A 24989-nucleotide genomic window follows, 5' to 3' on the forward strand; every position below is an offset into this window, starting at 1 on the left:
ATGTTGTTAAATAAAGAATATTGGGAAGAAAGATACAAATCAGCAACTACAAATTGGGATATAGTAGAAATTTCAACTCCATTAAAAGCGTATATTGACCAATTAAAAGATAAAAATAGCCGTATTTTAATTCCTGGGGCAGGAAATGCTTATGAATTGGATTATTTAATTGAAAATGGTTTTCAAAATGTCTTCGTTTTAGATTATGCAAAACACCCATTAGATGCCATTATAAAAAGAAATAAATCATTAAAAAAACATTTAATTCACGATAATTTTTTTAATCATACTGGTACTTATGATTTAATTATAGAACAAACCTTCTTTTGTGCCTTACAGCCGAGTTTAAGACCTAAATATGTGGATAAAATGTATGATTTGTTATCCAAAAAAGGTAAAATTTCTGGATTATTATTTAATTTTCCATTAACTAAAGAGGGGCCGCCTTTTGGGGGAAGCCAAGAGGAATATATAAATTTATTTTCTAATACGTTTTCAATAAAAACATTAGATAATGCATATAATTCTATAAAACCTAGAGTAAATAAAGAATTGTTTTTTACATTTGAAAAAAAATAAATCATGCAACACATAATTTTATCTCATAAAGAAATAGAACACAAAACAAAACGTATTGCGTATCAAGTGTACGAAACATTTGCTAACGATTCTGAATTAATTATTGCAGGAATTTCTAGTAGTGGGTTTGTTTTTGCACAAAAAATTGCCAAACAATTAGAAATAATAAGCGATATAAAAATTACTATTTGTGAAGTAAATATCAACAAGCAAAACCCTTCTGATACGATTACCACATCATTACCTGAAGAAGCTTATGCTAATAAAAACTTAGTTTTAGTTGATGATGTATTAAATTCTGGCGCGACCTTAATTTATGCTATTAAACATTTCCTAAACGTACCCTTAAAAAAATTTAAAACTGCCGTTTTAATTGACAGAAATCATAAAAAATATCCAGTAAAAGCGGATTTTAAAGGATTATCATTATCTACTTCATTACAAGAACACGTACAAGTAGTTTTTGAAGAACAAAATTCTTACGTGTATTTAAGCTAATTTAGAAACAATTTCTGAAACAATTTCCTGTTCATTTTTGTTGTCAATTGTTATAACAGTTTGAGCTTGGTTGTAAAAATAATTGCGCTCAAATAAATGTTTTGCTACAAATTCATTTAGATCCTCATCATTTAATTTCGCTATTATTGGTCGATTATTTTTATGTGTTTCCAAACGTTCTAATAAAGTAGAAACTGATGCTTTCAAATAAAAACTCTTTATTTCCTGATTCTGATACAAATTAAAATTATCATAATAGCAAGGTGTACCGCCACCTAATGCCAAAATATAATGATCTGTATTATTTAAAAATGATATTAACACTTCTCTTTCTTTTTTTCTAAAGAAAAGTTCACCTTTTTGATCAAAAATTTCATTTATTGTCGCCTTTACATTCAGCTCAATAATCGCATCTAAATCATAAAAAGGTATTTTTAACGACTCAGAAAGTAGGTTTCCAATAGTTGTTTTTCCAGAACACATATAGCCGATAAGAATTATTTTCATAATTATTCAGAAATTTTACGGTATAAAAGTATAATAAAATAATGAATTTTTTACCATAATTTAAACCAAAAACACATCAAACACTTCTTAACTAAGGGGTTATAAATAAATTAAAAAAAAATATAAAATTATTACAAAAAAGCTATTGCGAAATAAATAAATCCTCATATATTTGCACCCGCAATGAAGAAATAGTTTTTAGACTCTGTAGCTCAGCTGGTAGAGCATTACACTTTTAATGTAGGGGTCCTGGGTTCGAATCCCAGCGGGGTCACAAAAATATTTCAAAAATAAACAAAATTATCACTTCATTGCTACGACTCTGTAGCTCAGCTGGTAGAGCATTACACTTTTAATGTAGGGGTCCTGGGTTCGAATCCCAGCGGGGTCACAAAAATATTTCAAAAATAAACAAAATTATCACTTCATTGCTACGACTCTGTAGCTCAGCTGGTAGAGCATTACACTTTTAATGTAGGGGTCCTGGGTTCGAATCCCAGCGGGGTCACAAAAAGAAGTTAAGCACCAGCTTAGCTTCTTTTTTTATTTTCGGCCATATGGAGGAATTGGTAGACTCGCCATCTTGAGGGGGTGGTGCTGCAAGGCGTATGGGTTCGAATCCCATTATGGTCACTTTAAAATCTTGCATTTGCAAGATTTTTTTCATTTTATTGCAATTGTTTCTTTTTTTTATGTATTTTTGTTTAATCTTTTTAATAAAAAAATGAACAATATAAAATCTACATTCAGTATTAAAGACCTAGAAAACCTTTCTGGTATTAAAGCACATACTATTCGCATATGGGAAAAAAGGTACAATCTACTTGAGCCTATGCGAACAGACACTAATATTAGATTGTACGATTTAAAAAATCTTCAAAAACTTTTAAACGTTGTTTTATTAACTAATTTTGGATATAAAATTTCTAAAATATCTAAACTAAATCAGATAGAAATTGAAAAATTTGTTGTTAAAATTCAAACAGAAAAAACAGTAAATAATCATGTTTTAAGTAGTTTCAAAATGGCAATGTTAAATTTTGATCAGCCACTTTTTGTAAAAACGTACAATGAATTACTTAGTCAGAAAACTTTTAGCACTGTATTTTTTGAAACATTTATTCCTCTTTTAGAAGAAATAGGTGTTTTATGGACCACAAATACGATATCACCTGCACACGAACATTTTATTTCTCATTTAATAAAACAAAAAATATTAATTGAAATTGAGAAATATCAAATTCAACAAGATAGCGTTTCAGATCAAACGTATATTTTATACTTACCATTTAATGAAATTCATGATTTAGGACTTTTATTTTTACATCATGAAATAGTAACAAAAGGACATCATTCTGTATACTTAGGAAGAAGTTTACCAATTGAAAATTTATTAGAATTAAATAATCATTTTAAGAAAATAACGTATATTACCTATTTAACTGTAGAGCCAAATGAAGATGAAATAGAAAACTACATTCAGGTTTTTAAAAATACCATATTAAAAGAAAATTCAAACGAACTTCTGATTTTTGGAAGAAAAGCACAGATTATAGATAAAACTAAACTACCTATAAATATTAAAACTATCGAAAATATTAAAGATTTTTTATTTACTTTGTAAATCATAAATACACCTACATGCCAAAAACAATACACATTATAGGTTCTGGATTTTCATCATTAGCTGCGGCTTGTTATTTAGCCAAAGAAGGAAATAAAGTATCTGTATTTGAAAAAAACTCCAGCTTAGGAGGTCGTGCACAACAATTTACTGCAAACGGATTTACTTTTGATATGGGCCCATCATGGTATTGGATGCCCGATGTTTTTGAAAGTTTTTTTGCAGATTTCAATAAAAAACCTTCAGATTATTATAGTTTAGAAAAGCTAAATCCCGGTTACAGAGTATTTTTTGAAAACGAAACACATTTTGACGTATCTGAGGACTTAAATACCATTATATCCGATTTTGAAAAAATAGAAAAAGGAAGCGGTAGAAAATTAAACGAATTTATTGACAACGCTAAAAAAAATTACGAAATTGCTATAAAAGATTTGGTATATAGACCTGGCGAAAGTATTTTAGAATTAATTACACCGCAAACCGCACTTAAAATCGACCAATTTTTTTCAAACATAAAAAGAGATGTTCGTAAAAAAATAAAAAACAAAAACTTACAACAAATTTTAGAATTTCCAGTGTTGTTTTTGGGTGCAAAACCTTCAGATACCCCATCATTTTATAGTTTTATGAATTATGCCGATTTTGGCTTAGGAACTTGGCAACCAAAAAATGGTTTTTTTGATGTAGTACAAGCCATGGTGAAATTAGGTACTGAATTAGGTGTAACGTATCACACAAATGCTACTATTTCCAAAATAATTATAGAAAATAATGCTGCTACTGGTATTGAAATAAATAATGAAATTTTAAAAGCAGATGTTGTGCTTTCGGGTGCGGACTACCATCATACTGAAACTTTGTTACCCAGTGAAAACAGACAATATTCTGAAGCGTATTGGAACAAAAAAACATTTGCACCTTCTTCCCTATTATTTTATGTTGGTTTTGATAAGAAATTAGAAAATGTGTGTCATCATAATTTATTTTTTGATTCTGATTTTGAGAAACATGCAGTTGAAATTTACGACCATCCAGAATGGCCATCTGAACCCTTATTTTATGCTAATTTTACTTCTTTAACAAATAAAGAAACGGCTCCAGAGGGTTGCGAAAATGGCTTTTTTCTAATACCAATTGCACCAGATTTAGAAGATACTGAAGAAGTAAGAGAAATCTATTTTGAAAAAATAATGAGTCGATTTGAACTCATTACTAAACAAAGTGTTAGAAAAAACATTATCTTTAAAAAATCTTTTTGTGTAAAAGATTTTAAATCAGAATACAACTCCTATAAAGGAAATGCATACGGAATGGCAAATACATTATTACAAACTGCCGTTTTACGACCAAAATTAAAAAGTAAAAAAGTTAAAAATTTATATTTTACGGGACAATTAACCGTGCCTGGACCTGGTGTTCCACCAGCATTAATATCAGGCAAGTTAGTTTCTCAATTAATAAAAAAATACCAATAATATGAAGGCATTATTTGATACCGTTTCTTTCGCATGTAGCGTTAAAGTTACCAAAGCATACAGCACCTCCTTTTCATCTGCGGTAAAGATGCTAGCGCCATCAATCCGACAAGATATTTATAATATTTATGGTTTTGTTCGATTTGCTGATGAAATAGTAGATAGTTTCCATGACTACAACAAAGAAGATTTGTTTGAAAAATTTGAAAACGAATTAGAAGATGCTATTCAGAATAAAATTAGTTTAAATCCTATATTAAACTCGTTTCAACACACGGTTAATAAACACAATATTAGTCAAGATTTGATTGATGCGTTCATGAAAAGCATGAGACTTGATTTAGTAAAACAAGAATACAAAACCACAGAAGAATATCATGAATATATTTATGGAAGTGCTGATGTAGTTGGATTAATGTGCTTAATGGTTTTTGTAAATGGCGATGAAAAAAAATACGAAGAACTAAAAGCATCAGCCATGAAATTAGGTTCTGCTTTCCAGAAAGTGAATTTCTTGAGAGATTTAAAAGCTGATTTCGAAGGTTTAAATCGTACTTATTTTCCAAATACCGATTTGAATAAACTAACAGAAACTTCAAAAAAAGAAATAATAGAAGACATTGAAGCAGATTTTAAAATGGCTTACGAAGGAATTTTACGTTTACCTATTGAAGCTAAATTTGGTGTATACACGGCATACAGATATTACAAACGTTTGTTAACGCGTTTAAAAACGACGCCTTCTACTGAAATAAAAAATACAAGAATCAGAGTACCGGATTACCAGAAAGTAGAATTATTAGCGCGTTGTTATGTAAAATATCGATTAAATTTACTTTAATTAGTAACTTAAAAAGCATTAATTTTCAACATTAAAACTTTAAAATAAAAAAATTATGTGGTTATATATTGTAGTGTTTCTTATCACTTTTTTTATGATGGAATTTATGGCGTGGTTTACGCATAAATATATTATGCATGGATTTCTTTGGAGTTTACATGCCGACCATCACAAAAAAGATCACGATTCGTGGTTTGAAAGAAATGATGCGTTCTTTATTTTTTATGCAGTAGTAAGCATGGCGTTTTTCTTCCTATGGCAAAACGGAATATTGGATATCGGATTGGCAATTGGATTAGGGATTTTCGCTTATGGATTAACATATTTCCTGGTACATGATATTTTTATTCACCAACGTTTTAAATTATTTAGAAACGCAAATAATAAGTATGCTCGTGCCTTAAGACGTGCACACAAAATGCACCATAAACATATTGGAAAACATCAAGGAGAATGTTTTGGAATGTTATTATTTCCATTTAAACATTATAAGAATGCATAAAAAAAAGCTCCTTTTGGAGCTTTTTTTATAAATAATATATTTCTATTTTTCAATTTCCTTTAAGCTTTCCATTTTCTTGTAGGCCAAAAATCCTTTGATATCTTCAAAATGTTCTTTAACACGTTTATTTCCAAATTCGAACACTTTTGTAGCTAAGCCATCTAAAAAGTCACGGTCATGTGAAACTAAAATTAAGGTGCCATCAAAATCGCGTAAAGCATCTTTAATAATATCTTTGGTTTTCATGTCTAAATGATTGGTAGGTTCATCTAAAATCAAAACATTTACAGGTTCTAATAATAATTTAATCATAGCCAAACGTGTTTTTTCTCCACCAGAAAGCACTTTAACTTTCTTTTGAATATCATCACCTTTAAACATAAAAGCCCCTAATAAATCTTTAATCTTAGTGCGTACATCACCAACTGCAATTTGGTCTATTGTTTCAAAAATTGTCATTTCACCATCTAACAATGAGGCCTGATTTTGTGCAAAATAACCAATTTGAGAATTGTGTCCCACTTCTAGTTTGCCTTCAAATTCAATTTCCTTCATTATGGCTTTTATCATGGTAGATTTTCCTTCCCCATTTTTTCCAACAAAAGCTACTTTCTGCCCTCTTTCAATAACCATATTGGCATTTTTAAATACCACGTGATTGCCGTATTTTTTTGATAAATCTTCAACTACAACCGGATATTGTCCTGAACGTGGCGATGGCGGGAATTTCAACTTCAATGCCGATGTATCTACCTCATCCACTTCAACGGGTACAATTTTTTCTAACATTCGAACACGAGATTGCACCGCATCTGTTTTAGAAAATGTACCTCGAAAACGATCTATGAATGCTTGATTGTCTGCGATAAACTTTTGTTGCTCGTCAAAAGCTTTTTGTTGGTGAATTCTTCTGTCTTTTCGCAATTCTAAATATTCAGAATATACGGCTTTGTAATCGTAAATTTTTCCCATTGTAACTTCAATAGTACGATTTGTAATATTATCTACAAATGTTTTATCGTGGGAAATGACCATTACTGCTTTTGCCGAATTAATTAAAAAATCTTCTAACCACTGAATACTTTCTATATCCATATGATTGGTTGGCTCATCTAACAGAATTAAATCTGGTTTTTTTAATAAAATTTTCGCCAATTCAATTCGCATTCTCCAACCTCCAGAAAATTCCTTTGTTAATCGAGTAAAATCTTCTCTCTCAAAACCCAAACCTTTTAGAACTTTCTCTACCTCTGCCTCATAATTTACTTCTTCAATCGCATAAAATTTTTCAGAAAGTTCAGAAACGCGTTCAATTAATTTCATATACGCATCACTTTCATAATCCGTTCTGATGGTTAATTGCTCATTAATTTCGTCAATTTCATTTTTCATATTTAACACGTCCGCAAAAGCTTTAGAAGCTTCTTCCATAACGGTACAATTATCGGATGTTAATAAATGTTGCGGCAAATAAGCAATTACTGCATCACTTGGTGCAGAAATACTGCCACGTGTAGGTTTGCTTTCTCCAGCAACTATTTTCAATAAGGTTGATTTTCCTGCGCCATTTTTACCCATAAGGGCAATTTTATCATTTTCATTGATGGCGAAAGTAACCTCGCTAAAAAGAGTGGTTCCGCCAAATTCAACGGCGATATCATTAACTGTAATCATTTTATTTTAAGGTAAAAGGTTTTGGGTAAAGGATTAAAGGATTTGTAAATTATATAAAACTTTTCACTATTTACTAATCACTAATTACTACCATTACATATTCATTTTAAAATCTTCAATTGCATCTCTCACTTTCATAAAATCGTCTTCTTCAATAAACAATTCAATTATAGCTGTATTTCCTGAATTTTGTTTGTTTTCTCGTTGTGTCACCATTACATTTTCAGCTTCAACTGCAGTTTGTAATTTTTTAGCTATAGTTTCTTTTCCAGAAAATATCTTTATTAGTCCCATGTTTATGTATTTGGATTTTTGAGGTGCAAATATAGTCTATTTCAATAATTTTAGGCAAAATTGAAAGATTAATAAATTATTGTGTGACAATTTATTATAAATTATAAGTAAAACCAGATTTGAATAGGTTGCACTTCAATAAAAGAAGTTATATTTACAAAACAAATAATGCGAAGTAATTAGAAAATTCAAAAATCATGGCTAAAAGTCAAGACGCAAAAAAAGGACAAAAGAAAGAACCTTTAAAAACTCCAAAAGAGAAAAAGGAAGAAAAACGAGATAAAAAAAACAATCCTAAAAGAGATTAAGAAATCAAGTCCTGAATTAGAAATAATTGAGGATTTTTTTATTATAAACTTTTAGTACTTTTACAAAAAAATTGAATGAACTATTCTGAACAAATAAATGCTATATACGACCGCCTAAAAACCAGTTTATCTAATGGTACTTTTGCTAAGCTAACCTTAGGTAAAACCATTGGAAAAACCGAATTAACAAATATTTATTTTCGTACGATTATAGATAATAATACTTTAAAATTCAATGTAACGTTTAGATATTTATCGGAAGAGATTATAGAAATAAAACCTATTGAGGATTTAATACTGCTTTTAAATCAATACCTAAACAATCCGTTTTTAACTGTAATTTTATTTACTACAGAAAAAGATATTTTGATAAAACTTAACAAAAAACGAATTGCCTCAATTACTGAAATGGACAATACGTTTAAAAACGCAGATCCTGTTTTGTTGGAATATTTGAAGAAATAATACTTTTACAACTCGTCAGGGAAAATTTTCCCAGGATTTAATATGTTATTTGGGTCAAAAACAGCTTTTATTCTTTCCATGAGTTCCAAATGACCTTTGTTAAAAGCAATATCCATGTAGTTTTTTTGCACCAAACCAATGCCATGTTCTCCTGACAAGGTGCCTTTTAGGGAAACTGTTAATTCAAAAATTTCTCGAATTCCTTTCGGTACTTCTATTTTCCAATTGCTGTCAGACATAGAACCTTTTATTATATTCACGTGTAAATTTCCATCACCGGCGTGTCCATAACACACCGATTGAAATCCGTATTTTGAACCGATTTCTTTAATTCCTTTTAATAATTTTGGCAGTTCATATCTTGGTACAACCGTATCTTCTTCTTTGTAAATAGAGTTTGCTTTAACGGCTTCAGCTACACCTCTACGCATTTTCCAAAGGGCATTTTTCTGATCTTCTGTATCCGCAAACAACACTTCATCGATTTCAAATTGTTCTACCACTACCAATATTTTTTCTGCTTCTTGCATTAAAATTTCAGGGTAATTACCATCTACTTCAATTAATAAATGGGCTTGATGTTCAGGTTTAACATCTACTGAAATACCCTCTAAATATTTAACCGACCAATCTATGGCATCACGCTCCATAAATTCTAAGGCACTCGGTACAATACCAGCTCTAAATATAGCAGAAACCGCTTCACAAGCTTGTTCAGCTTTATAAAATGGGACCAAAAGCAATACATTATGTGTGTTTTTCGGAATTAATTTTAGAACAATTTTGGTTACAATCCCTAAAGTACCTTCGCTTCCCACTATCAATTGGGTAAGGTTATAACCCGTTGAATTTTTTAATGTATTGGCACCTGTCCAAATAATAGCACCCGTTGGCAAAACCACTTCTAAATTCAATACATAATCTTTAGTAACACCATATTTTACCGCACGAGCGCCACCTGCATTTTCGGCAACATTACCTCCTATCCAACAACTTCCCATACTGCTAGGGTCTACTGGATAAAAAAGATTTTTTTGGGAAACTGCTTCTCGTAATACTTGTGTAATTACTGCTGGTTCTGTGGTGACTTGCAAATTATTTTCGTCTATTTCAATAATTTTATTTAATCGTTCTAAAGACAAACCAATGCCTCCAAAAATAGATAAGGCACCACCACTTAATCCTGTTCTAGCACCTATTGGAGTCGTTGGAATTTTATATTGATTGGCTACTTTTAAAATTTCCGAAATTTCTTGTGCATTGGCTGGTTTAAGAACTACTTGTGGTGGAAATGATAAATCTTCGGTTTCATCATGACCAAAATGCAAGCGTGTTTCGGCATCTATAAAAATATAATTTTCGCCTACTATGGTTGTTAATTTTTGAAAAGCTTCGGTATTGAAATTCATAATTATATATTTTATTACCATTAAATTTCGAAGGAATCGAATAGTAAATAGTTTTTTGTTTTTTGAAATTAAATTTACTTCTTTTGAACACTGATGCCCTAGCCCTGATAGAAGCGGTATCCTTATATTTTACTTGTTAAAGAGTAAAATATAAGATTTAGCGGAGAGCAGGAATGGCTTCATTTAAAAAAAATTATTACTTTTACACAAAGCAATTTTAATTGAGTAAAAATAATAAAATATCTGCACTTTCCGAAAAAGACGGAATAATTAAACCTGAAATTGTAAGTTCTCAGGTAGCAAAGCACATTCAAGCGTTTAGAAAGCAAGAAGTTAGTGCGGCTGAGTTGATTGAAAAAATTATTTTAGGCGATAAAGTAGCTTTGAGCAGAGCTATTACTTTAATTGAAAGCACCAACCCACTCCATTTTGAGAAAGCCAATGAAGTCATAAATGGTTGTTTGCCTTATGCGAATAATTCTGTTCGAATTGGAATAACGGGTGTACCAGGTGTAGGAAAAAGTACTTTTATTGAAGCGTTTGGGAAATACCTAACCAGCATTGGAAAAAAAGTAGCGGTTTTAGCTATTGATCCTAGTAGCACATTAAGTCACGGAAGTATTTTGGGAGACAAAACCCGAATGGAAGAATTGGTAAAAGATGAATATGCTTTTATACGACCAAGTGCTTCCGGTGAAAGTTTAGGTGGAGTAGCAAGAAAAACTAGGGAAGCCATTATTTTATGTGAAGCCTGTGGTTTTGATACCATTATTATTGAAACCGTTGGCGTTGGACAAAGTGAAACTGTGGTACACAGTATGGTAGATTTCTTTTTGCTATTAAAAATATCGGGGGCTGGTGATGAGCTACAAGGTATTAAGCGTGGTATTATGGAAATGGCAGATGCAGTAGTAATAAACAAAGCGGATGGGGACAACATACAAAAGGCAAAAATGGCGCAAATAGAATTCAATAGAGCCTTGCATTTGTTTCCAATGAAAGATTCAGGATGGCAACCTAAAGTTACCACTTGCAGTTCGCTGACTTCGGATGGTATAGCTGAAGTATATTCGATTATTATAGCTTACATTTCTCAAACCACTGATTCTGGTTATTTTAATGCTAACCGAGAAGCACAAAACCAATATTGGATGATGGAAACTATAAATGAACAGCTGAAAAATAGCTTTTATCAGCATCCAGAAATAATAAAACAATTAGAATCTGTAAAAAAACAAGTAGTACAACACGAAATATCTCCTTTTGTAGGCGCCAAATATTTATTAGAACTTTTTAAGAAATAATAGAATAAATTTTTACAAATTATACAATTCTTTACAAAACAAACTTTACCATTTTATATGCAAAATATTGAAACCGTATTAAAATTAGAAGATGAAATTGCTATTATTGAAGCAGTTGGTACTCATATTTGGGACAAAAAACAAAAAACAGATTTAAACCACGCTGAAAAAACATTTGTACTTATAGATATTTTTGAAGCAGCCATGAATGAAGGCGGTTTGCATTATTTCTTTAATAATGAAAGTGGCGATTTTGCCGCTGAAATTATCCAAGCGTATAAAGAGATTGAAGCTCCTAAAACAGCCACATTACTTACTAAAGCTTTTCAATTATTTACAGTTAAGTATTCTGAAAACACAGCAAAAAGACAAGAAGTTATTGCCAAACTTGACGAAAAAATTATATCCGGATGGGAAGATTTAGATGAAGTTTTCTTTACTGAAGAAGAGGAAGATGTGGTTGCACTTATTGTAGCGTATATTCGAAAAAACAAGACGAAATTTCTAAACGAATTCGTGTAACACGATTACGTTTCTTGCGACTTACAATTAAATTAAATATATAAACCTATTGGAAACTATATTAAAAATAAGCAATCTTCATAAAAAATACGGCAAAGTTCACGCGGTAAATAACGTTTCTATTGAAATAAAAAAAGGAAATGTATATGGGATTTTAGGACCTAATGGATCCGGAAAATCAACTACTTTGGGCATAGTATTAAACGTAGTAAACAAAACATCTGGCGATTTTGAATGGTTTGATGGGGCACATACCACACATGAAGCCCTTAAAAAAGTTGGCGCGATTATCGAACGTCCCAACTTTTACCCTTATATGTCAGCAGAAGACAATTTGAAATTAGTCTGCAAAATAAAAAATATTCCTTTTACAAAAGTCTCTGAAAAGTTAGAATTAGTAGGTCTTTTAGAAAGAAAAGATAGTAAATTTAAAACCTTTTCTTTAGGAATGAAACAGCGATTGGCTATTGCCTCAGCTCTTTTAAACGATCCAGAAATATTAATTTTAGATGAACCAACAAATGGTTTAGATCCTCAAGGTATTAGACAGATAAGAGATTTAATTCGAATTATTGCCAACCAAGGCACAACAATTCTTTTGGCTTCTCACTTATTAGATGAAGTAGAAAAAGTCTGCTCACATGTTATTGTGATACGAAATGGCGTTACTTTATACCAAGGAATGGTTGACGGAATAACAGCAAATGAAGGGTTTTTTGAGTTAGAATCAGATAATTTAGCGCAATTAAAAACCGCGTTACTATTGTTTCCTCAAATTGAAAAAATAGAAGAAGAGGATTCAAAAGTATTGGTGTATTTAAATGCAAATTTGGATGCAGCAGCATTAAATTCGCAGTTATTTAAACAAAATATCACACTTTCGCATTTAGTGAAACGTAAAAACAGTTTAGAAGAGCAATTTTTAGAATTAACGAAACAGAAGTAAAATTCCAAAACCCAAATTCCAATAACTAAAACCTTATACCCAAAAAAATGAAAAGATTACTTGCTATAGAATTACAAAAAATTTGGCAAAACAAAGCTAGCAGAATACTAACCATAGTCTATTTTTTATCGCTATCCTTATTAGCTACAGTAGCTTTAATTGAATTTGATTTTGGTGTGTTTAAATTTGAAGCCGCTAAAAGTGGCTTTTTCAATTTTCCATATATTTGGCATTTCACAACTTATATTGCCTCTTGGTTGAAAATATTTTTGGCTGTAATTATAGTTTCAATGATTGCTAATGAATACAGTTATGGTACATTAAAACAAAACTTAATTGATGGCATGTCAAAAAAAGAGTTCTTATTATCAAAAGTGTATACCATATTATTATTCTCATTAGTTTCTACCACTTTAGTTTTTGTAATTAGTTTGATTTTAGGTTTAAAATACTCTTCCTTTACAGAAATAGGCATCATTTTTTCTGATTTAGAATATTTGTTTGCTTACTTTTTAAAGCATTTAGCGTTTTTCTCCTTCTGTTTATTTCTTGCCTTGTTAATTAAACGATCTGCATTTACATTAGGGTTTATTTTTATTTGGTTTTTAGTTGAAAACATTGGTCATGCCATCTTAAAATATCAAATTTTAGGCTATACACATTTAGATAAAGACACCACTCCAATTGATTTTTTAAAAAAATTATTTCCTTTAGAATCGATGTCAAATTTAATTGTAGAGCCCTTTACGAGATTAAATTTTGTAAAATCGGTTACCACTACTGTTGGCGCAACTATTGAAAAAAATTATGCTGTAGAGCCTATTAGTATTGCCATAGTACTATTTTGGACATGCTTATTCTTGTTTTTATCCTTTTACATCCTTAAAAAACGAGATTTATAGTATTATATCTTAATGTTATATTTTTAATTTAAAATATTATTTATAAAATGTACCATTAAAGTATATTTGCAGAAATCATAATTACTTTAATTAAATGATAAAAAATATATTTTTGGTACTGCTGGGCGGCGGAATTGGCAGTGTGTCCAGATATTTATTAAGTTATTTACTTACTAAAAATAACACGACACAATTTCCTTGGGCCACTTTCATTGCAAATGCCTTAGGTTGTTTGCTAATTGGTTTACTTTTTGGATATATTCAGAAAAATAATTTACAAAATGAAACGTTTAAACTTTTACTAATAACAGGATTTTGTGGTGGATTTACTACTTTTTCAACATTTAGTTTAGAAAACATACAATTCATTCAAAATCAAAATTATAACTTAGCGCTTTTATACACAATATCATCGATTTTTATTGGTTTTTTAGGTGTACTAATTGGTTTTAAACTATTCAACTAATGCAACATATAAACGAAAGTCAAATTTCTGAAATAAAACAACTTTTAGCAACTCCTAAAAAAATTGCTATTATTCCGCATAGAAATGTGGATGGTGATGCTATGGGTTCAACGCTTGGATTATATCATATTTTAAAACAATTAAACCACCAAATTACAGTTGTTGTACCCAATGAAATTCCAGATTATTTGGAATGGATTCCGGGTACAAATGAAGCAACCTTAGTTTTTGAAGGCGCACATACCAATAAAGCAACTTCTATTTTAAAGGAGGCTGAACTAATTTTTACTTTAGATTTCAATGCATTTCATCGAACGGGCGAACAAATGGAAACGGTTTTAAAAACACTTTCTACAACTTTTATAATGATTGACCACCACGAGAAACCGGATAACTATGCAAAATATATGTTTTCAGACATCGAATATAGTTCCACTTGTCAAATGGTTTATGAATTAATCCAAAAATTAGAACTTGGCGACTACATAAATTTAGATGCAGCCACGTGTTTATACACCGGAATTGCAACAGATTCGGGTGGATTTCGTTTTCCAAGAACTACAGGGAACTTACATCGTATTGTAGCTAATTTAATTGATATTGGCGTGAATAATTCGCAAATTCATGTAAATTTATACGATAATGGCGATTACAATAAACTTCAAATTTTAGGAAAAGCACTCTCTAATATGAAAGTCTTACCGGAATACAAAACCAGCTATATAGCACTTTCGCAACAAGAACAAAACGATTTACAAGTAAAAAAAGGCGATACAGAAGGTATTGTAAATTATGGTTTAACAATAAAAGATATTGATTTTACAGCATTTTTTACAGAAGTTTCAGAAGAAAAAATAATTAAAATTTCGTTCCGTTCGCAAGGTAATTTTGATGTAAATCAGTTTGCTAGAAATCATTTTAATGGTGGTGGACACAAAAATGCAGCTGGTGGAAAATCTTTTGATAGTTTAGACGACACAATAACTAAATTTATTGCTATTTTAGCAATCGAAAAAAAATAAACTAACAAAAATGAATATATTCAAACATTTATTAGTTGTTGCGCTAACCATTTTCATTGCTTCATGCTCTGAAAAACAAGCACGTCAACCCATTTCTCACTCTTCAGGAACTTTTATGAAAGAATCTATTGATAGAAATAAAAAATTGAATGAACAAGAAAAACTAGCCATCGCAAAAATCATTCAAAAAGATACCGCATTCCTTTATAATCGGTCTGAAAAAGGATTTTGGTATGCATATGAAAATAAAAGTACGGAAAATGTATTTCCAGTAAAAGGAGACGTAGTAAATTTTGATTATGAAATTACAGATTTATACGGAAATACTATTTATTCTGCCGAAGAATTAAAAACCCAAACCTATCATGTAGACAAACAAAACATCATGAGTGGTTTAAGAAATGGGATCAAACTTATGCATAAAGGCGATAAAGTGAAATTTATTTTTCCTTCACAATCCGCATACGGTTATCACGGTGATGATAAAAAAATAGGAACCAATCAGCCAATTATTTGTCTGGTAACGTTAAATGAAATAAAATCAGAAACCCCTGAATAATTAAAAAAATGAAAAAGATACTTCTAGCATCCCTTTTTTTTAGTACCCTCTTTCTTTCTTGCACAAGTAAATTTAAAAACGGCAATTTATCCGATGGCTTATATGCTTTAATTGAAACTTCTAAGGGTGATATTACTATAAAATTAGAATTCGAAAAAGCGCCTTTTACCGTAGCAAACTTTATTACGTTAGCTGAAGGAAAAAACAATTATGTCAACGCAAAATATAAGGGCATTCATTTCTACGACGGTTTGACGTTTCACAGAGTAGAAGCAAATCCTCCCATGATTCAAGGTGGAGATCCTTTAGGGTCAGGACAAGGCGGACCTGGTTACAAATTTAAAGATGAATTTCATCCAGAATTAAATCATGGAAAAGCTGGGATTTTATCCATGGCAAATTCAGGACCTAATACAAATGGTTCTCAATTTTTCATAACAACAGATCAAACACCTTATTTGGATAGAAAACACAGTGTTTTTGGCGAAGTAGTAGAAGGATTAGATATTGTGAATACAATTGTGGTTGGCGATAAAATAAATACTGTAAAAATCATCAGAAATGGGGATGCTGCCAAAAAATTCGACGCAGTTAAAGTTTTTAAAGAATATTTTGACAAACAAGTTGAATTACAAAAAATACTGGATCAAGTAAAAATCAAGAAAGTAGCACAAATTGAAAATTTAAAAGCAACAGGAACCAAAACCAAAACAGGATTAATTTATAAATTAATTTCTTCAGGAAAAGGAAAAAAACCCGTTTATAGCCAAGAAGTATTTGTACACTATGCCGGCTTTTTTGTAGATGGCACTCTATTTGACACAAGTTATAGCCAAGTTGCTGAAGAAAATGGCGTATTAGATATAGCCAGAAAAGAAGCTAACGGATATGCACCATTTCCATTTACTTACGGCAGTAAAACTGGCTTAATTCCTGGGTTTATTGAAGGATTAGAAAATATGAAATTTGGAGATAAAATGGCCTTATTAATTCCCGGTCATTTAGGTTACGGCGAGCAAGGCTATGGTGCAATTCCACCAAATGCTACGCTTTTATTTGAAGTAGAACTATTAGAAAAACAATAAATTATTTAAACATGAAAAAGTTAGTATTACTATTGTGTGCTTTAACAGCCACTATTTCGTCAGCACAAACTAAAAATGCGAAACCAAAACAAGTAGTTTTGGAAGGTATATTTGCAGAAATATATACCAACAAAGGTAAAATTGCCTTACAATTAGAGTATGTAAAAACACCTATTACTGTAGCTAATTTTATTACACTAGCCGAAGGTAAAAATGAATTTGTAACCAACGAAAGAAAAGGAAAACCTTATTATGATGGTTTAAAATTTCATAGAGTTATTGCTAATTTTATGATTCAAGGTGGTTGTCCACTTGGAACTGGGGCCGGAGATCCTGGATATAAATTTAAGGACGAATTTGATCCAAGCTTAAAACACGACAAACCTGGAATTCTTTCAATGGCAAATTCAGGTCCTGCAACAAATGGGTCTCAGTTTTTTATCACACATAAAGACACGCCTTGGTTAAATAACAAGCATAGTATTTTTGGGCATGTTATTGAAGGACAAAAAGTGGTTGATGCAATTGCTCAAGATGATGTAATTGAAAAAGTGGTAATCGTTAGAAAAGGAAAATTAGCTAAAGCTTTCAATGCCGAAAAAGTATTTTCAGAATACATGAAAATAAAACCTGAATTAGATAAAAAAGAAGCAGAAGAAAACAAAATTAAGGCAGAAGCTGCAGCGAAATTAGAAGCTGAGAAAAGACAAAAAGATGCGGAAGCAAAAGCTATTGCTGATAAAGAAATGAAAGAAAAATTAGGTCCTCTTTTAGCAGCTAAAGTTGCTGAATTAGCAGCCTTAAAAGCAAAAACTACAACTACAGCTTCTGGTTTACAATATAGCATCTTACAAAAAGGAACAGGCGTAAAACCAACAGAAGGAAAAGATATTTATGTGCATTATGCAGGATATTTAGAAGATGGTACTCTTTTTGACAGTAGCTACGAAGCCATTAACAAAATGTACGGTAAATTTGACCAAAACAGAGCCAATCAAAACGGCTACCAACCTTTTCCATTTAAATACGGAAGTAAAGGTGGTTTAATCCCTGGATTTTTAGAAGGAATTAACAATATGAATTTTAATGATAAAGCAATTTTCTTTATTCCAGCTAAATTAGGATATGGAGAAAAAGGTGCCGGAAATGTAATCCCACCAAATAGTAATATCATTTTTGAAGTGGAAATTTTAGAAAGTTTACCAACTGCAAAACAATAAATACAGAAATATTAATATTAAAATCTCATCTTGAGTTTTCAAGGTGGGATTTTTTATTTGTCAAATTCATACATTTACATTGGGTTTTACTTACTTTTGTACTTAAATTAATGAAATGGCACGAATTTTATCCATAGATTACGGACTAAAACGAACTGGAATTGCGGTTACAGACGACTTTCAAATTATTGCAAGCGGACTTACCACTATTCCATCTACAGATATAATTGCTTTTTTAAAAACCTATTTTTCGAAAGAAAATGTAGAAACTGTACTCATCGGAGAACCAAAACAAATGAACGGTTTGCCAAGTGAAAGTTCAGAAATTATAGAAAAATTTATAGCGCAATTTCATACCGAATTTCCAAATATGAAAATGGAACGTGTAGATGAACGTTTTACTTCAAAAATGGCTTTTCAAACTATGATTGATAGCGGTTTAAAGAAAAAACAACGCCAAAACAAAGGATTAATAGACGAAATTGCCGCAACAATACTATTGCAAGATTATTTGAATTACAAAAAATAAAGCGTAAATTTAAATATAAGATTTACGAATTTAGATTTACGAAACCTGAAACAAAAAATATAACATTATGAATTTAGAAAGTCCAAAAACAAACGTAGAAAAATCTGCAGAATATATTTTTAATGCCTTATCAGATATTAAAAACTTCGAAAAATTAATGCCTGAAAATATGGCAAAATTTGAAGTTATTGATGAAAATTGCTTTGAATTTGGTTTAAAAGGCATGCCAGAAATTAAATTAGTAAAAAAAGCAAGCACGCCAAATTCAGAAATAGTTTTAGGAGCCGCTTCAAGTAAATTACCGTTTACTTTAACTGCAAAAATAGATGCTATTTCAGAAAACGCAACAGATATACAATTGTTCTTTGAAGGTGAATTTAATGCAATGATGGCAATGATGGTAAAAGGACCAATCACTAAGTTTATTGAAACTTTGGCTAGTAATATGAATAAATTGTAATTTACGATTTACGAATTTAGATTTAAGTAAATCTAATTCAGCTCAATTTTATCAATTACTAACTGAAAGGATTCATTTTTTTTATTGCCAATTAAAAACACTAGTTCTTCAAAAGAGTTGCTATTATAATTTGGTAAATCTAAATTTTGCCCACGGAAAGATGGATATAAATCTTTCATATTGATACTAATTTCTTGCCAATTACCATTAGTTTTAAACGTGGTGATATAAGAATAGTATTTTGATATTTTGTCTTTAATTCTAATTTGATATTCTTTACCGTCGCCTTTCAGTCTTATAGAAATTTTACTATCAGATACTGTATTAATTTTGTCAAATTGATATCTTACAGACGAAAATCCACCATAATTTTCAGTAGAAACTGTACCCGAAAATACGCCATTCCCATCTTCGTCTAAAGAAAAACGGCCATTGGAACGACCACCCATAACTACGTCATCAACAATTATCCAATCGGAAACTTTTGAGTTTTTAGAAAAATCATAAATTGAAATCGTGTTCATATAAAAGCTTAAAAAAAGTAAAAATAGTAACTTCATAACGGTTTAATTTGTGTGTAATATTTGTAAACTTACAATATAAAATCCCAATTGACACTAGAATTATAAAATAATTGCCCGTTTTTAATTTCTAAAGGACAATCGAAATTATTGGTATACAAACCGCCGGTTCCTAATCCTTGTGGCATTTTATTATGTAACGTGTATGTAAATTGTGCAATCGCATTTAAACCCACATTACTTTCCAAAGCAGAAGTAATCCACCAGCCAATATTTCGTTTTTCCGCCAGTTCTATCCATTCTAAGCTACCTTTTATGCCGCCAATAAAACTTGGTTTCAAAATAATATAGTGTGGCTGTATGGCGTCTAAAAGCATTGCTTTATCTTGATATTTAAAAACACCAATTAATTCTTCGTCTAACGCTATTGGAATGGGTGTGGTTTTGCATAGTTCTGACATCTTGTCAGTATTGTTTTTTTGAATAGGTTGCTCTATGCTATGTAATTCAAATTCAGATAATTGATTTAATTTTATTAAAGCTTCATTTGAAGTAAAAGCACCGTTTGCATCTACACGTATTTCAATGGTTTTTACATCAAAATTTTGACGAATAAATAGCAATAATCCCAATTCTTTTTCAAAATCTATAGCACCAATTTTTAATTTAATACAGGTAAAACCTTCCGCTAATTTTTCTTCAATTTGTTGTTTCATAAAGCCTTCCTCACCCATCCAAACCAATCCATTAATTAAAATTGAATCTTTAGATTTGGTAAAATCAGAAGGAAATAATTCAAATGGAGAAATAGCTTGCAAAGACAAAAATGCCATTTCTACACCAAATTGAATAGAAGGAAATTCAATAAGTGCCTCCCATAATTTATCCTTTCCGAGATGAATATTTTCACATACCCATTGCAACTTTTCTTCATAATCTGGTCGGTCATCAATAGATAATCCTCGCAACAATCCACACTCACCTATTCCAGTTTTACCATTTTCTTCCAATAGTAAAAACCAGGTCTCTTTTTCCGTCATCACACCACGAGAGGTGCCACTTGGACGTTTGAAGTTTAGGATGTATTTTTTGTAGGTAGCGTGCATTTAAAATTCCAAATTAAAAAATTCCAAATTCCAAACTTAACGAAAACGAATTGGGATTTGGGATTTTGTTATTAACTTTTATTCTAGGATTCTTAGTATTTTTTTAAAATTATCGGTTGAAAATCCTCTTTTCTCGAAATCTTCAAAATCATATTTGGTTTGTGCTATCCAACTTTTATTTGCCGAAATATTATTGTCTTTATACAATTTATGAATGTCTTTTGCTTCGCCAATTTTATTAGAAAACATAAAAACATGTGCTAATTTTAATTGGTATCTTAATTCTGAAGTGTTTTTATCAATAGCTTTTTTATATTGTTCTTCGGCTTTTACAAATTGCTTATTGAATAAATAAATATCTCCTAAAGCACTGTAATCATTGTCTTTAGCGTATTTTTTATCGATAATTTCCTTTTGAATTAATGTGATGGCTTCCTCTGATTTTCCTATCTTAAACAAATCGAAAGAAGCACTTCTAATTTTATCTAAATAATTTTGTAATTCTCCTGATTGTGCTAAACTTTCGGTAGCGATACTTTGCATTGCATTCATTTTTTCAATAGCAAGTAATTGTTTGTATTCACTATACTTATATTTTGCTGTAAAAACTTTTAAAAACGTAGCTAAATAATTATTTTTATTTGCCACCATTTTAACTGTAGTTACTTTTTCAGCTTCTGTTAAAAGTTCTTTTTTTGTTTCTAAATTCCAACCTCTACTGGCTGAATAATCTATCCAAGAAACCACTTCCAATACAATTTTGGTACTTAATACCCAGTTTTTATTTTCAAAACCAAACCAAATTGAAGGTGCGTTTTCAAAACAATTGGTATTTTTAATTGAAATCACTTTACTGTCTTTATTTATAGGGTCTTTTTTATAATAGCAAGCCGTTTCTAACTTTCCATCTTTTAAAAACTGATTTCCAGCCTTCTCAGACGTGTAAATACCATACACACAAGTATCCTCGCCAGAGAGCGAATTCGTTAACACAATTGCACCTGCTGTGCCTTGACTAATACCAGTAGGATCTGGAATGGCTTTTAATATAGATGCTAAACTAGTAGTGATTTTTCCGTTTTCATCAATTAATAAAATTCGGAATACAAATTCGGATGCTCCTTCGGGTAAATCGTCAATTTTTACTAACGTTCGGTTGCCTGATGAAAGTTTAATTTCTTTAGTAAACGCGCGTTCTTTATCCCAAAAACCATCTTTCTGAGCGAAAGAAATTTGAGCAATAAGAAGAAATAAGAATATTTTTTTCATGAAATAGTTTTTTCTATTGTTGAGCAATTTTGATACCAGAGTTTATAAATCGATGCTTTGTCCTATTTCTAATAACATTAAATCTTTCCCTTTTTGAAAGAATTTTCGTTTGGCGTCTTCGTGATTAATTTCGATATAACCGAAAGTATCATAATGATAGCCCAGTATTTTATCGCATTCTACAAAGTCTGAAGCGATAATAGCATCCTCCACATCCATTGTGAAATTACTTCCGATTGGCAAAATGGCCAAATCTAATTGGGTACGAAGCGGAATTAATTTCATATCCATTGTTAAAGCCGTATCGCCTGCAATATATATGTTTTTATGTTCGCCTTCAATTACAAATCCACCTGGTTGCCCACCATAACTTCCATCCGGAAAAGAGGAGGTATGAATCGCGTTTACATATTTGACATTACCAAATTCGAAATCCCAACTTCCTCCGTGATTCATCGGATGATAATGAAACCCTTTATTTCCATAATGTGAAGCAATTTCATAATTAGAAACAATTACCGCATCTGTTCGTTTGGCAATGGTTTCTACATCTAAAATATGGTCTTGATGTGCGTGTGTTAGCAAAATATAATCGGCTTCCATCTCATCAATTGAAATGTGCGACGCTTTTGCATTTCCTGTAATAAAAGGATCTACCAAAATATGAATGTCATTGATTTGAATGCCCAAGCACGCATGTCCGTAAAAAGTTATTTTCATAGTTACTATTTATTTAATCGTCAAGATTTACGATGTAATTATTTTTAATGACAATAAAATGGCAAACAAAAAAGTTGTCAATGCGACAGTCTTTAATAGCGGATCAAATTCATTTGGAGAATTTTTTTCAACTATTTTTGTTATCGTTTTATTGTGTGATATTGCTAAATATAAAAATAAAAATGAAAATCCTGGTGTACCATTTTTAAAATTAAATGAAAATATAATGTATAATAATATTGGTATAAAAACCAAAACTCTTTGATACCAAAGTCCAAACTTCAATCCAAATTTTACCACTAACGTATTTTTATTTGCGATTCGGTCATTTTCTATATCGCGCATATTATTTAAGTTTAAAACAGCGGTGCTTAACATTCCTATAGCTGTGGCGGGAAGAAATAATTTAATATCGATATGTTGAGAGTATAAGAAATTACTTCCAATAACGGCTACTAATCCAAAAAAAATAAAAACGAAAACATCACCAAAACCGCTATATCCATATGCATTATTTCCAACAGTATATTTTATGGCTGCAGCGATAGAAGCAATACCTAACACTAAAAATGTAAACGAATACAAAAAGTTTTCTTGTCCAAAAGCAAAATAAATTAATAAAACGGCTAATACAAACGCTATGATTCCGTTGATTATAATTGCCTTTTTCATTTGATTTGAAGTAATTTCACCTGAAGCAACCAAGCGTTTTTCGCCAATTCTATTGGTATCTGTACCTTTTATGCCATCGCCATAATCATTAGCAAAATTAGATAATATTTGAAAAGACAATGTGGTACATAATGCCAACACAAAAATAATCCAATCAAATTTATGTTGGTAATACGCATACGCACTACCTACCAAAATTCCAGAAATAGATAAGGGTAACGTTCGTAAGCGTGCCGCTTGAATCCAAGGTTGTATTGTGTTTTTCATTAAACTAAGAAAACGATTACAATTGTAATTATGTTTAATGCCAAACTAAAATAGGACATTAAACTATTTTTGATTTTAAACAATGAATAAGTATTAATTATTGGTAAAACAAACAACATGACTAACATTGGAAGCCAAATAATTTCATAAAGCACTCCTAAAAAAGTCATCTGATATACATCAATTGTTTTAGAAAGTAACCAAAACAAAAGCACTGAACTACTTAAAACTAAAAGAGGATTTTTATTTGTGAACACTTTTTACTTTTTACTTATACCCTTTACCCAAAACCCTTTACCCTACACTCATTTAAGGAATGTACTTTTTCTCAAAATTAGGTTTTCTTTTTTCTAAGAAAGCGTTGCGGCCTTCTAAAGCTTCTTCGCTCATGTATGCCAATCGTGTGGCTTCACCAGCAAAAACTTGTTGTCCTACCATTCCGTCATCAGTTAAGTTCATGGCGAATTTTAACATTCTGATAGACATTGGCGATTTTTCTAATATTTCTTGCGCCCATTCAAAAGCGGTTGATTCTAATTCATCATGAGGAATCACAGCATTTACCATACCCATGTCGTAGGCTTCTTGTGCCGAGTAATTTCTTCCTAAAAAGAAAATTTCTCTGGCTCTTTTCTGACCTACCATTTTAGCTAAATATGCCGATCCATAGCCCCCATCAAAACTAGTTACATCGGCATCCGTTTGTTTAAAAATGGCGTGTTCTTTACTTGCTAAAGTTAAATCGCATACCACATGTAAACTATGTCCGCCACCCACAGCCCAACCCGGAACCACAGCAATTACTGCTTTTGGCATAAAACGAATTAAACGTTGCACTTCTAAAATATTTAATCGGTGGTAACCGTCTTCGCCTACATACCCTTGCTTGCCTCTTGCTTTTTGATCTCCACCACTACAAAAACTCCAAATTCCGTCTTTAGAAGATGGACCTTCAGCTGATAATAAAACCACTCCAATAGAAGTATCTTCATGCGCATCTTTAAAAGCATCTAATAATTCGGCAGTTGTTTTTGGACGGAAAGCATTTCGCACCTCTGGTCTATTGAAGGCAATACGCGCCACTCCATCACATTTTTTATACGTGATATCTTCGTATTCTTTTACGATTTTCCAATTGATAGTTGACATTTTATTAATTTTTTATCAAAAATACTTCAAAAATACTTTAATTTGCAAAAGCAGCAGACATTTTTACAGGATCGTACTTAATTAATATTTA

Annotated in this window: 28 protein-coding genes and 4 tRNA genes; 22 read left to right on the forward strand and 10 right to left on the reverse strand. The window is 31.0% G+C overall.

Features of this window, described 5'->3' with window-relative positions:
• Positions 1 to 579 carry a class I SAM-dependent methyltransferase gene (locus tag ABWP60_RS03000; RefSeq protein ID WP_353148306.1) on the forward strand — a complete coding sequence of 193 codons (579 nt, stop codon included), beginning with the start codon at positions 1 to 3 and terminating at the stop codon, positions 577 to 579.
• Positions 580 to 1077: a phosphoribosyltransferase family protein gene (locus ABWP60_RS03005; RefSeq protein ID WP_353148868.1), complete on the forward strand. Its 498-nt coding sequence runs from the start codon at positions 580 to 582 to the stop codon at positions 1075 to 1077.
• Here the strand turns inward: ABWP60_RS03005 and ABWP60_RS03010 are convergent.
• Entirely contained in the window at positions 1069 to 1584 is a 516-nt protein-coding gene (locus tag ABWP60_RS03010; RefSeq protein ID WP_353148309.1) for a shikimate kinase, read from the reverse strand. The two genes, ABWP60_RS03005 and ABWP60_RS03010, sit on opposite strands and share 9 nt — an antisense overlap.
• Before the next feature lie 201 nt (positions 1585 to 1785).
• Between ABWP60_RS03010 and ABWP60_RS03015 the strand changes: the two genes are divergently transcribed.
• From ABWP60_RS03015 to ABWP60_RS03050, 8 genes are all read left to right on the forward strand, one after another.
• A tRNA-Lys gene (locus ABWP60_RS03015) sits at positions 1786 to 1858 on the forward strand.
• A gap of 44 nt (positions 1859 to 1902) precedes the next feature.
• Positions 1903 to 1975, forward strand: a tRNA-Lys gene (locus ABWP60_RS03020).
• Between the two features lie 44 nt (positions 1976 to 2019).
• Positions 2020 to 2092: transfer RNA gene (locus tag ABWP60_RS03025), tRNA-Lys, on the forward strand.
• A 43-nt stretch (positions 2093 to 2135) separates the two neighbouring features.
• A tRNA-Leu gene (locus ABWP60_RS03030) sits at positions 2136 to 2217 on the forward strand.
• A 91-nt stretch (positions 2218 to 2308) separates the two neighbouring features.
• Positions 2309 to 3208 (forward strand): MerR family transcriptional regulator, encoded by a 900-nt coding sequence (locus ABWP60_RS03035; protein WP_353148312.1) that lies wholly within the window; start codon positions 2309 to 2311, stop codon positions 3206 to 3208.
• Between the two features lie 17 nt (positions 3209 to 3225).
• Positions 3226 to 4686 carry a bifunctional phytoene desaturase/3,4-desaturase gene (crtID, locus tag ABWP60_RS03040; protein WP_353148315.1) on the forward strand — a complete coding sequence of 487 codons (1461 nt, stop codon included), beginning with the start codon at positions 3226 to 3228 and terminating at the stop codon, positions 4684 to 4686.
• A gap of 1 nt (position 4687) precedes the next feature.
• On the forward strand, positions 4688 to 5527 hold the full coding sequence (locus ABWP60_RS03045) for a phytoene/squalene synthase family protein (RefSeq protein ID WP_353148318.1): 840 nt from the start codon (positions 4688 to 4690) through the stop codon (positions 5525 to 5527).
• A 55-nt stretch (positions 5528 to 5582) separates the two neighbouring features.
• A complete protein-coding gene (locus ABWP60_RS03050) occupies positions 5583 to 6029 on the forward strand; it encodes a sterol desaturase family protein (protein ID WP_353148321.1) in 447 nt (148 codons plus the stop codon).
• Positions 6030 to 6071: 42 nt separating this feature from the next.
• On the opposite strand, the gene ABWP60_RS03055 is transcribed toward ABWP60_RS03050, so the two are convergent.
• Both ABWP60_RS03055 and ABWP60_RS03060 read right to left on the reverse strand, forming a co-directional pair.
• Positions 6072 to 7703 carry an ABC-F family ATP-binding cassette domain-containing protein gene (locus ABWP60_RS03055; protein WP_353148323.1) on the reverse strand — a complete coding sequence of 544 codons (1632 nt, stop codon included), beginning with the start codon at positions 7701 to 7703 and terminating at the stop codon, positions 6072 to 6074.
• 93 nt (positions 7704 to 7796) lie between these two features.
• Entirely contained in the window at positions 7797 to 7997 is a 201-nt protein-coding gene (locus ABWP60_RS03060) for a hypothetical protein (RefSeq protein WP_353148326.1), read from the reverse strand.
• A gap of 383 nt (positions 7998 to 8380) precedes the next feature.
• Between ABWP60_RS03060 and ABWP60_RS03065 the strand changes: the two genes are divergently transcribed.
• The gene (locus ABWP60_RS03065) at positions 8381 to 8770 is read left to right on the forward strand and encodes a hypothetical protein (protein ID WP_353148329.1); all 390 of its coding nucleotides are present in this window, start codon (positions 8381 to 8383) and stop codon (positions 8768 to 8770) included.
• Positions 8771 to 8775: 5 nt separating this feature from the next.
• On the opposite strand, the gene ABWP60_RS03070 is transcribed toward ABWP60_RS03065, so the two are convergent.
• Complete coding sequence (locus ABWP60_RS03070) at positions 8776 to 10179, reverse strand: FAD-binding oxidoreductase (RefSeq protein ID WP_353148332.1); 1404 nt, start codon at positions 10177 to 10179, stop codon at positions 8776 to 8778.
• 221 nt (positions 10180 to 10400) lie between these two features.
• Between ABWP60_RS03070 and meaB the strand changes: the two genes are divergently transcribed.
• The 11 genes from meaB to ABWP60_RS03125 all read left to right on the forward strand — a co-directional run bounded on the left by meaB (position 10401) and on the right by ABWP60_RS03125 (position 19194).
• Positions 10401 to 11483, forward strand: coding sequence for a methylmalonyl Co-A mutase-associated GTPase MeaB (gene meaB, locus ABWP60_RS03075; RefSeq protein ID WP_353148335.1), 1083 nt, complete (start codon positions 10401 to 10403; stop codon positions 11481 to 11483).
• A gap of 57 nt (positions 11484 to 11540) precedes the next feature.
• Positions 11541 to 12005: a DMP19 family protein gene (locus ABWP60_RS03080; protein WP_353148338.1), complete on the forward strand. Its 465-nt coding sequence runs from the start codon at positions 11541 to 11543 to the stop codon at positions 12003 to 12005.
• Between the two features lie 49 nt (positions 12006 to 12054).
• Positions 12055 to 12951 carry an ABC transporter ATP-binding protein gene (locus ABWP60_RS03085; protein ID WP_353148341.1) on the forward strand — a complete coding sequence of 299 codons (897 nt, stop codon included), beginning with the start codon at positions 12055 to 12057 and terminating at the stop codon, positions 12949 to 12951.
• Between the two features lie 47 nt (positions 12952 to 12998).
• Positions 12999 to 13853, forward strand: coding sequence for an ABC transporter permease (locus ABWP60_RS03090; protein ID WP_353148344.1), 855 nt, complete (start codon positions 12999 to 13001; stop codon positions 13851 to 13853).
• Positions 13854 to 13947: 94 nt separating this feature from the next.
• The gene (gene crcB / locus ABWP60_RS03095; RefSeq protein WP_353148347.1) at positions 13948 to 14319 is read left to right on the forward strand and encodes a fluoride efflux transporter CrcB; all 372 of its coding nucleotides are present in this window, start codon (positions 13948 to 13950) and stop codon (positions 14317 to 14319) included.
• Positions 14319 to 15341 (forward strand): DHH family phosphoesterase, encoded by a 1023-nt coding sequence (locus ABWP60_RS03100; RefSeq protein ID WP_353148349.1) that lies wholly within the window; start codon positions 14319 to 14321, stop codon positions 15339 to 15341. The genes crcB and ABWP60_RS03100 overlap by 1 nt, the downstream gene beginning before the upstream one ends.
• Before the next feature lie 10 nt (positions 15342 to 15351).
• Positions 15352 to 15900 (forward strand): gliding motility-associated peptidyl-prolyl isomerase GldI, encoded by a 549-nt coding sequence (gene gldI / locus ABWP60_RS03105; protein ID WP_353148351.1) that lies wholly within the window; start codon positions 15352 to 15354, stop codon positions 15898 to 15900.
• Between the two features lie 8 nt (positions 15901 to 15908).
• The gene (locus ABWP60_RS03110) at positions 15909 to 16985 is read left to right on the forward strand and encodes a peptidylprolyl isomerase (protein WP_353148353.1); all 1077 of its coding nucleotides are present in this window, start codon (positions 15909 to 15911) and stop codon (positions 16983 to 16985) included.
• Positions 16986 to 16996: 11 nt separating this feature from the next.
• The gene (locus tag ABWP60_RS03115) at positions 16997 to 18205 is read left to right on the forward strand and encodes a peptidylprolyl isomerase (protein ID WP_353148356.1); all 1209 of its coding nucleotides are present in this window, start codon (positions 16997 to 16999) and stop codon (positions 18203 to 18205) included.
• A gap of 115 nt (positions 18206 to 18320) precedes the next feature.
• On the forward strand, positions 18321 to 18734 hold the full coding sequence (gene ruvX / locus ABWP60_RS03120) for a Holliday junction resolvase RuvX (RefSeq protein WP_353148358.1): 414 nt from the start codon (positions 18321 to 18323) through the stop codon (positions 18732 to 18734).
• A 67-nt stretch (positions 18735 to 18801) separates the two neighbouring features.
• A complete protein-coding gene (locus ABWP60_RS03125) occupies positions 18802 to 19194 on the forward strand; it encodes an SRPBCC family protein (RefSeq protein ID WP_353148361.1) in 393 nt (130 codons plus the stop codon).
• A gap of 32 nt (positions 19195 to 19226) precedes the next feature.
• On the opposite strand, the gene ABWP60_RS03130 is transcribed toward ABWP60_RS03125, so the two are convergent.
• The 6 genes from ABWP60_RS03130 to ABWP60_RS03155 all read right to left on the reverse strand — a co-directional run bounded on the left by ABWP60_RS03130 (position 19227) and on the right by ABWP60_RS03155 (position 24898).
• Entirely contained in the window at positions 19227 to 19718 is a 492-nt protein-coding gene (locus ABWP60_RS03130) for a CIA30 family protein (protein ID WP_353148364.1), read from the reverse strand.
• Between the two features lie 68 nt (positions 19719 to 19786).
• Entirely contained in the window at positions 19787 to 20821 is a 1035-nt protein-coding gene (locus ABWP60_RS03135; RefSeq protein WP_353148367.1) for an o-succinylbenzoate synthase, read from the reverse strand.
• A gap of 78 nt (positions 20822 to 20899) precedes the next feature.
• Positions 20900 to 22090, reverse strand: a complete 1191-nt coding sequence (locus tag ABWP60_RS03140; protein ID WP_353148370.1) for a tetratricopeptide repeat protein — start codon at positions 22088 to 22090, stop codon at positions 20900 to 20902.
• A 42-nt stretch (positions 22091 to 22132) separates the two neighbouring features.
• Complete coding sequence (locus ABWP60_RS03145) at positions 22133 to 22810, reverse strand: metal-dependent hydrolase (protein WP_353148373.1); 678 nt, start codon at positions 22808 to 22810, stop codon at positions 22133 to 22135.
• A gap of 27 nt (positions 22811 to 22837) precedes the next feature.
• On the reverse strand, positions 22838 to 23749 hold the full coding sequence (menA, locus tag ABWP60_RS03150) for a 1,4-dihydroxy-2-naphthoate octaprenyltransferase (protein ID WP_353148376.1): 912 nt from the start codon (positions 23747 to 23749) through the stop codon (positions 22838 to 22840).
• A 309-nt stretch (positions 23750 to 24058) separates the two neighbouring features.
• Positions 24059 to 24898: a 1,4-dihydroxy-2-naphthoyl-CoA synthase gene (locus ABWP60_RS03155; RefSeq protein WP_353148379.1), complete on the reverse strand. Its 840-nt coding sequence runs from the start codon at positions 24896 to 24898 to the stop codon at positions 24059 to 24061.
• Between the last annotated feature and the right edge of the window lie 91 nt (positions 24899 to 24989).

Origin of the sequence: Flavobacterium sp., from assembly GCF_040402895.1 — a bacterium.
Classification (GTDB): Bacteria; Bacteroidota; Bacteroidia; order Flavobacteriales; family Flavobacteriaceae; genus Flavobacterium.

What these genes read in the sequence shown, in the direction of transcription:
- crtID (WP_353148315.1), top strand. Translation starts at nt 3,226, where the DNA reads ATGCCAAAAACAATACACATTATAGGTTCTGGATTTTCATCATTAGCT.
- ABWP60_RS03155 (WP_353148379.1), bottom strand. Translation starts at nt 24,898, where the DNA reads ATGTCAACTATCAATTGGAAAATCGTAAAAGAATACGAAGATATCACG.
- ABWP60_RS03000 (WP_353148306.1), top strand. Translation starts at nt 1, where the DNA reads ATGTTGTTAAATAAAGAATATTGGGAAGAAAGATACAAATCAGCAACT.
- gldI (WP_353148351.1), top strand. Translation starts at nt 15,352, where the DNA reads ATGAATATATTCAAACATTTATTAGTTGTTGCGCTAACCATTTTCATT.
- ABWP60_RS03140 (WP_353148370.1), bottom strand. Translation starts at nt 22,090, where the DNA reads ATGAAAAAAATATTCTTATTTCTTCTTATTGCTCAAATTTCTTTCGCT.
- ruvX (WP_353148358.1), top strand. Translation starts at nt 18,321, where the DNA reads ATGGCACGAATTTTATCCATAGATTACGGACTAAAACGAACTGGAATT.
- ABWP60_RS03100 (WP_353148349.1), top strand. Translation starts at nt 14,319, where the DNA reads ATGCAACATATAAACGAAAGTCAAATTTCTGAAATAAAACAACTTTTA.
- ABWP60_RS03035 (WP_353148312.1), top strand. Translation starts at nt 2,309, where the DNA reads ATGAACAATATAAAATCTACATTCAGTATTAAAGACCTAGAAAACCTT.
- crcB (WP_353148347.1), top strand. Translation starts at nt 13,948, where the DNA reads ATGATAAAAAATATATTTTTGGTACTGCTGGGCGGCGGAATTGGCAGT.
- ABWP60_RS03045 (WP_353148318.1), top strand. Translation starts at nt 4,688, where the DNA reads ATGAAGGCATTATTTGATACCGTTTCTTTCGCATGTAGCGTTAAAGTT.
- ABWP60_RS03145 (WP_353148373.1), bottom strand. Translation starts at nt 22,810, where the DNA reads ATGAAAATAACTTTTTACGGACATGCGTGCTTGGGCATTCAAATCAAT.
- ABWP60_RS03110 (WP_353148353.1), top strand. Translation starts at nt 15,909, where the DNA reads ATGAAAAAGATACTTCTAGCATCCCTTTTTTTTAGTACCCTCTTTCTT.
- ABWP60_RS03125 (WP_353148361.1), top strand. Translation starts at nt 18,802, where the DNA reads ATGAATTTAGAAAGTCCAAAAACAAACGTAGAAAAATCTGCAGAATAT.
- ABWP60_RS03010 (WP_353148309.1), bottom strand. Translation starts at nt 1,584, where the DNA reads ATGAAAATAATTCTTATCGGCTATATGTGTTCTGGAAAAACAACTATT.
- ABWP60_RS03055 (WP_353148323.1), bottom strand. Translation starts at nt 7,703, where the DNA reads ATGATTACAGTTAATGATATCGCCGTTGAATTTGGCGGAACCACTCTT.
- ABWP60_RS03115 (WP_353148356.1), top strand. Translation starts at nt 16,997, where the DNA reads ATGAAAAAGTTAGTATTACTATTGTGTGCTTTAACAGCCACTATTTCG.
- menA (WP_353148376.1), bottom strand. Translation starts at nt 23,749, where the DNA reads ATGAAAAACACAATACAACCTTGGATTCAAGCGGCACGCTTACGAACG.
- ABWP60_RS03070 (WP_353148332.1), bottom strand. Translation starts at nt 10,179, where the DNA reads ATGAATTTCAATACCGAAGCTTTTCAAAAATTAACAACCATAGTAGGC.
- ABWP60_RS03065 (WP_353148329.1), top strand. Translation starts at nt 8,381, where the DNA reads ATGAACTATTCTGAACAAATAAATGCTATATACGACCGCCTAAAAACC.
- ABWP60_RS03135 (WP_353148367.1), bottom strand. Translation starts at nt 20,821, where the DNA reads ATGCACGCTACCTACAAAAAATACATCCTAAACTTCAAACGTCCAAGT.
- ABWP60_RS03050 (WP_353148321.1), top strand. Translation starts at nt 5,583, where the DNA reads ATGTGGTTATATATTGTAGTGTTTCTTATCACTTTTTTTATGATGGAA.
- ABWP60_RS03130 (WP_353148364.1), bottom strand. Translation starts at nt 19,718, where the DNA reads ATGAACACGATTTCAATTTATGATTTTTCTAAAAACTCAAAAGTTTCC.
- ABWP60_RS03090 (WP_353148344.1), top strand. Translation starts at nt 12,999, where the DNA reads ATGAAAAGATTACTTGCTATAGAATTACAAAAAATTTGGCAAAACAAA.
- ABWP60_RS03060 (WP_353148326.1), bottom strand. Translation starts at nt 7,997, where the DNA reads ATGGGACTAATAAAGATATTTTCTGGAAAAGAAACTATAGCTAAAAAA.
- ABWP60_RS03080 (WP_353148338.1), top strand. Translation starts at nt 11,541, where the DNA reads ATGCAAAATATTGAAACCGTATTAAAATTAGAAGATGAAATTGCTATT.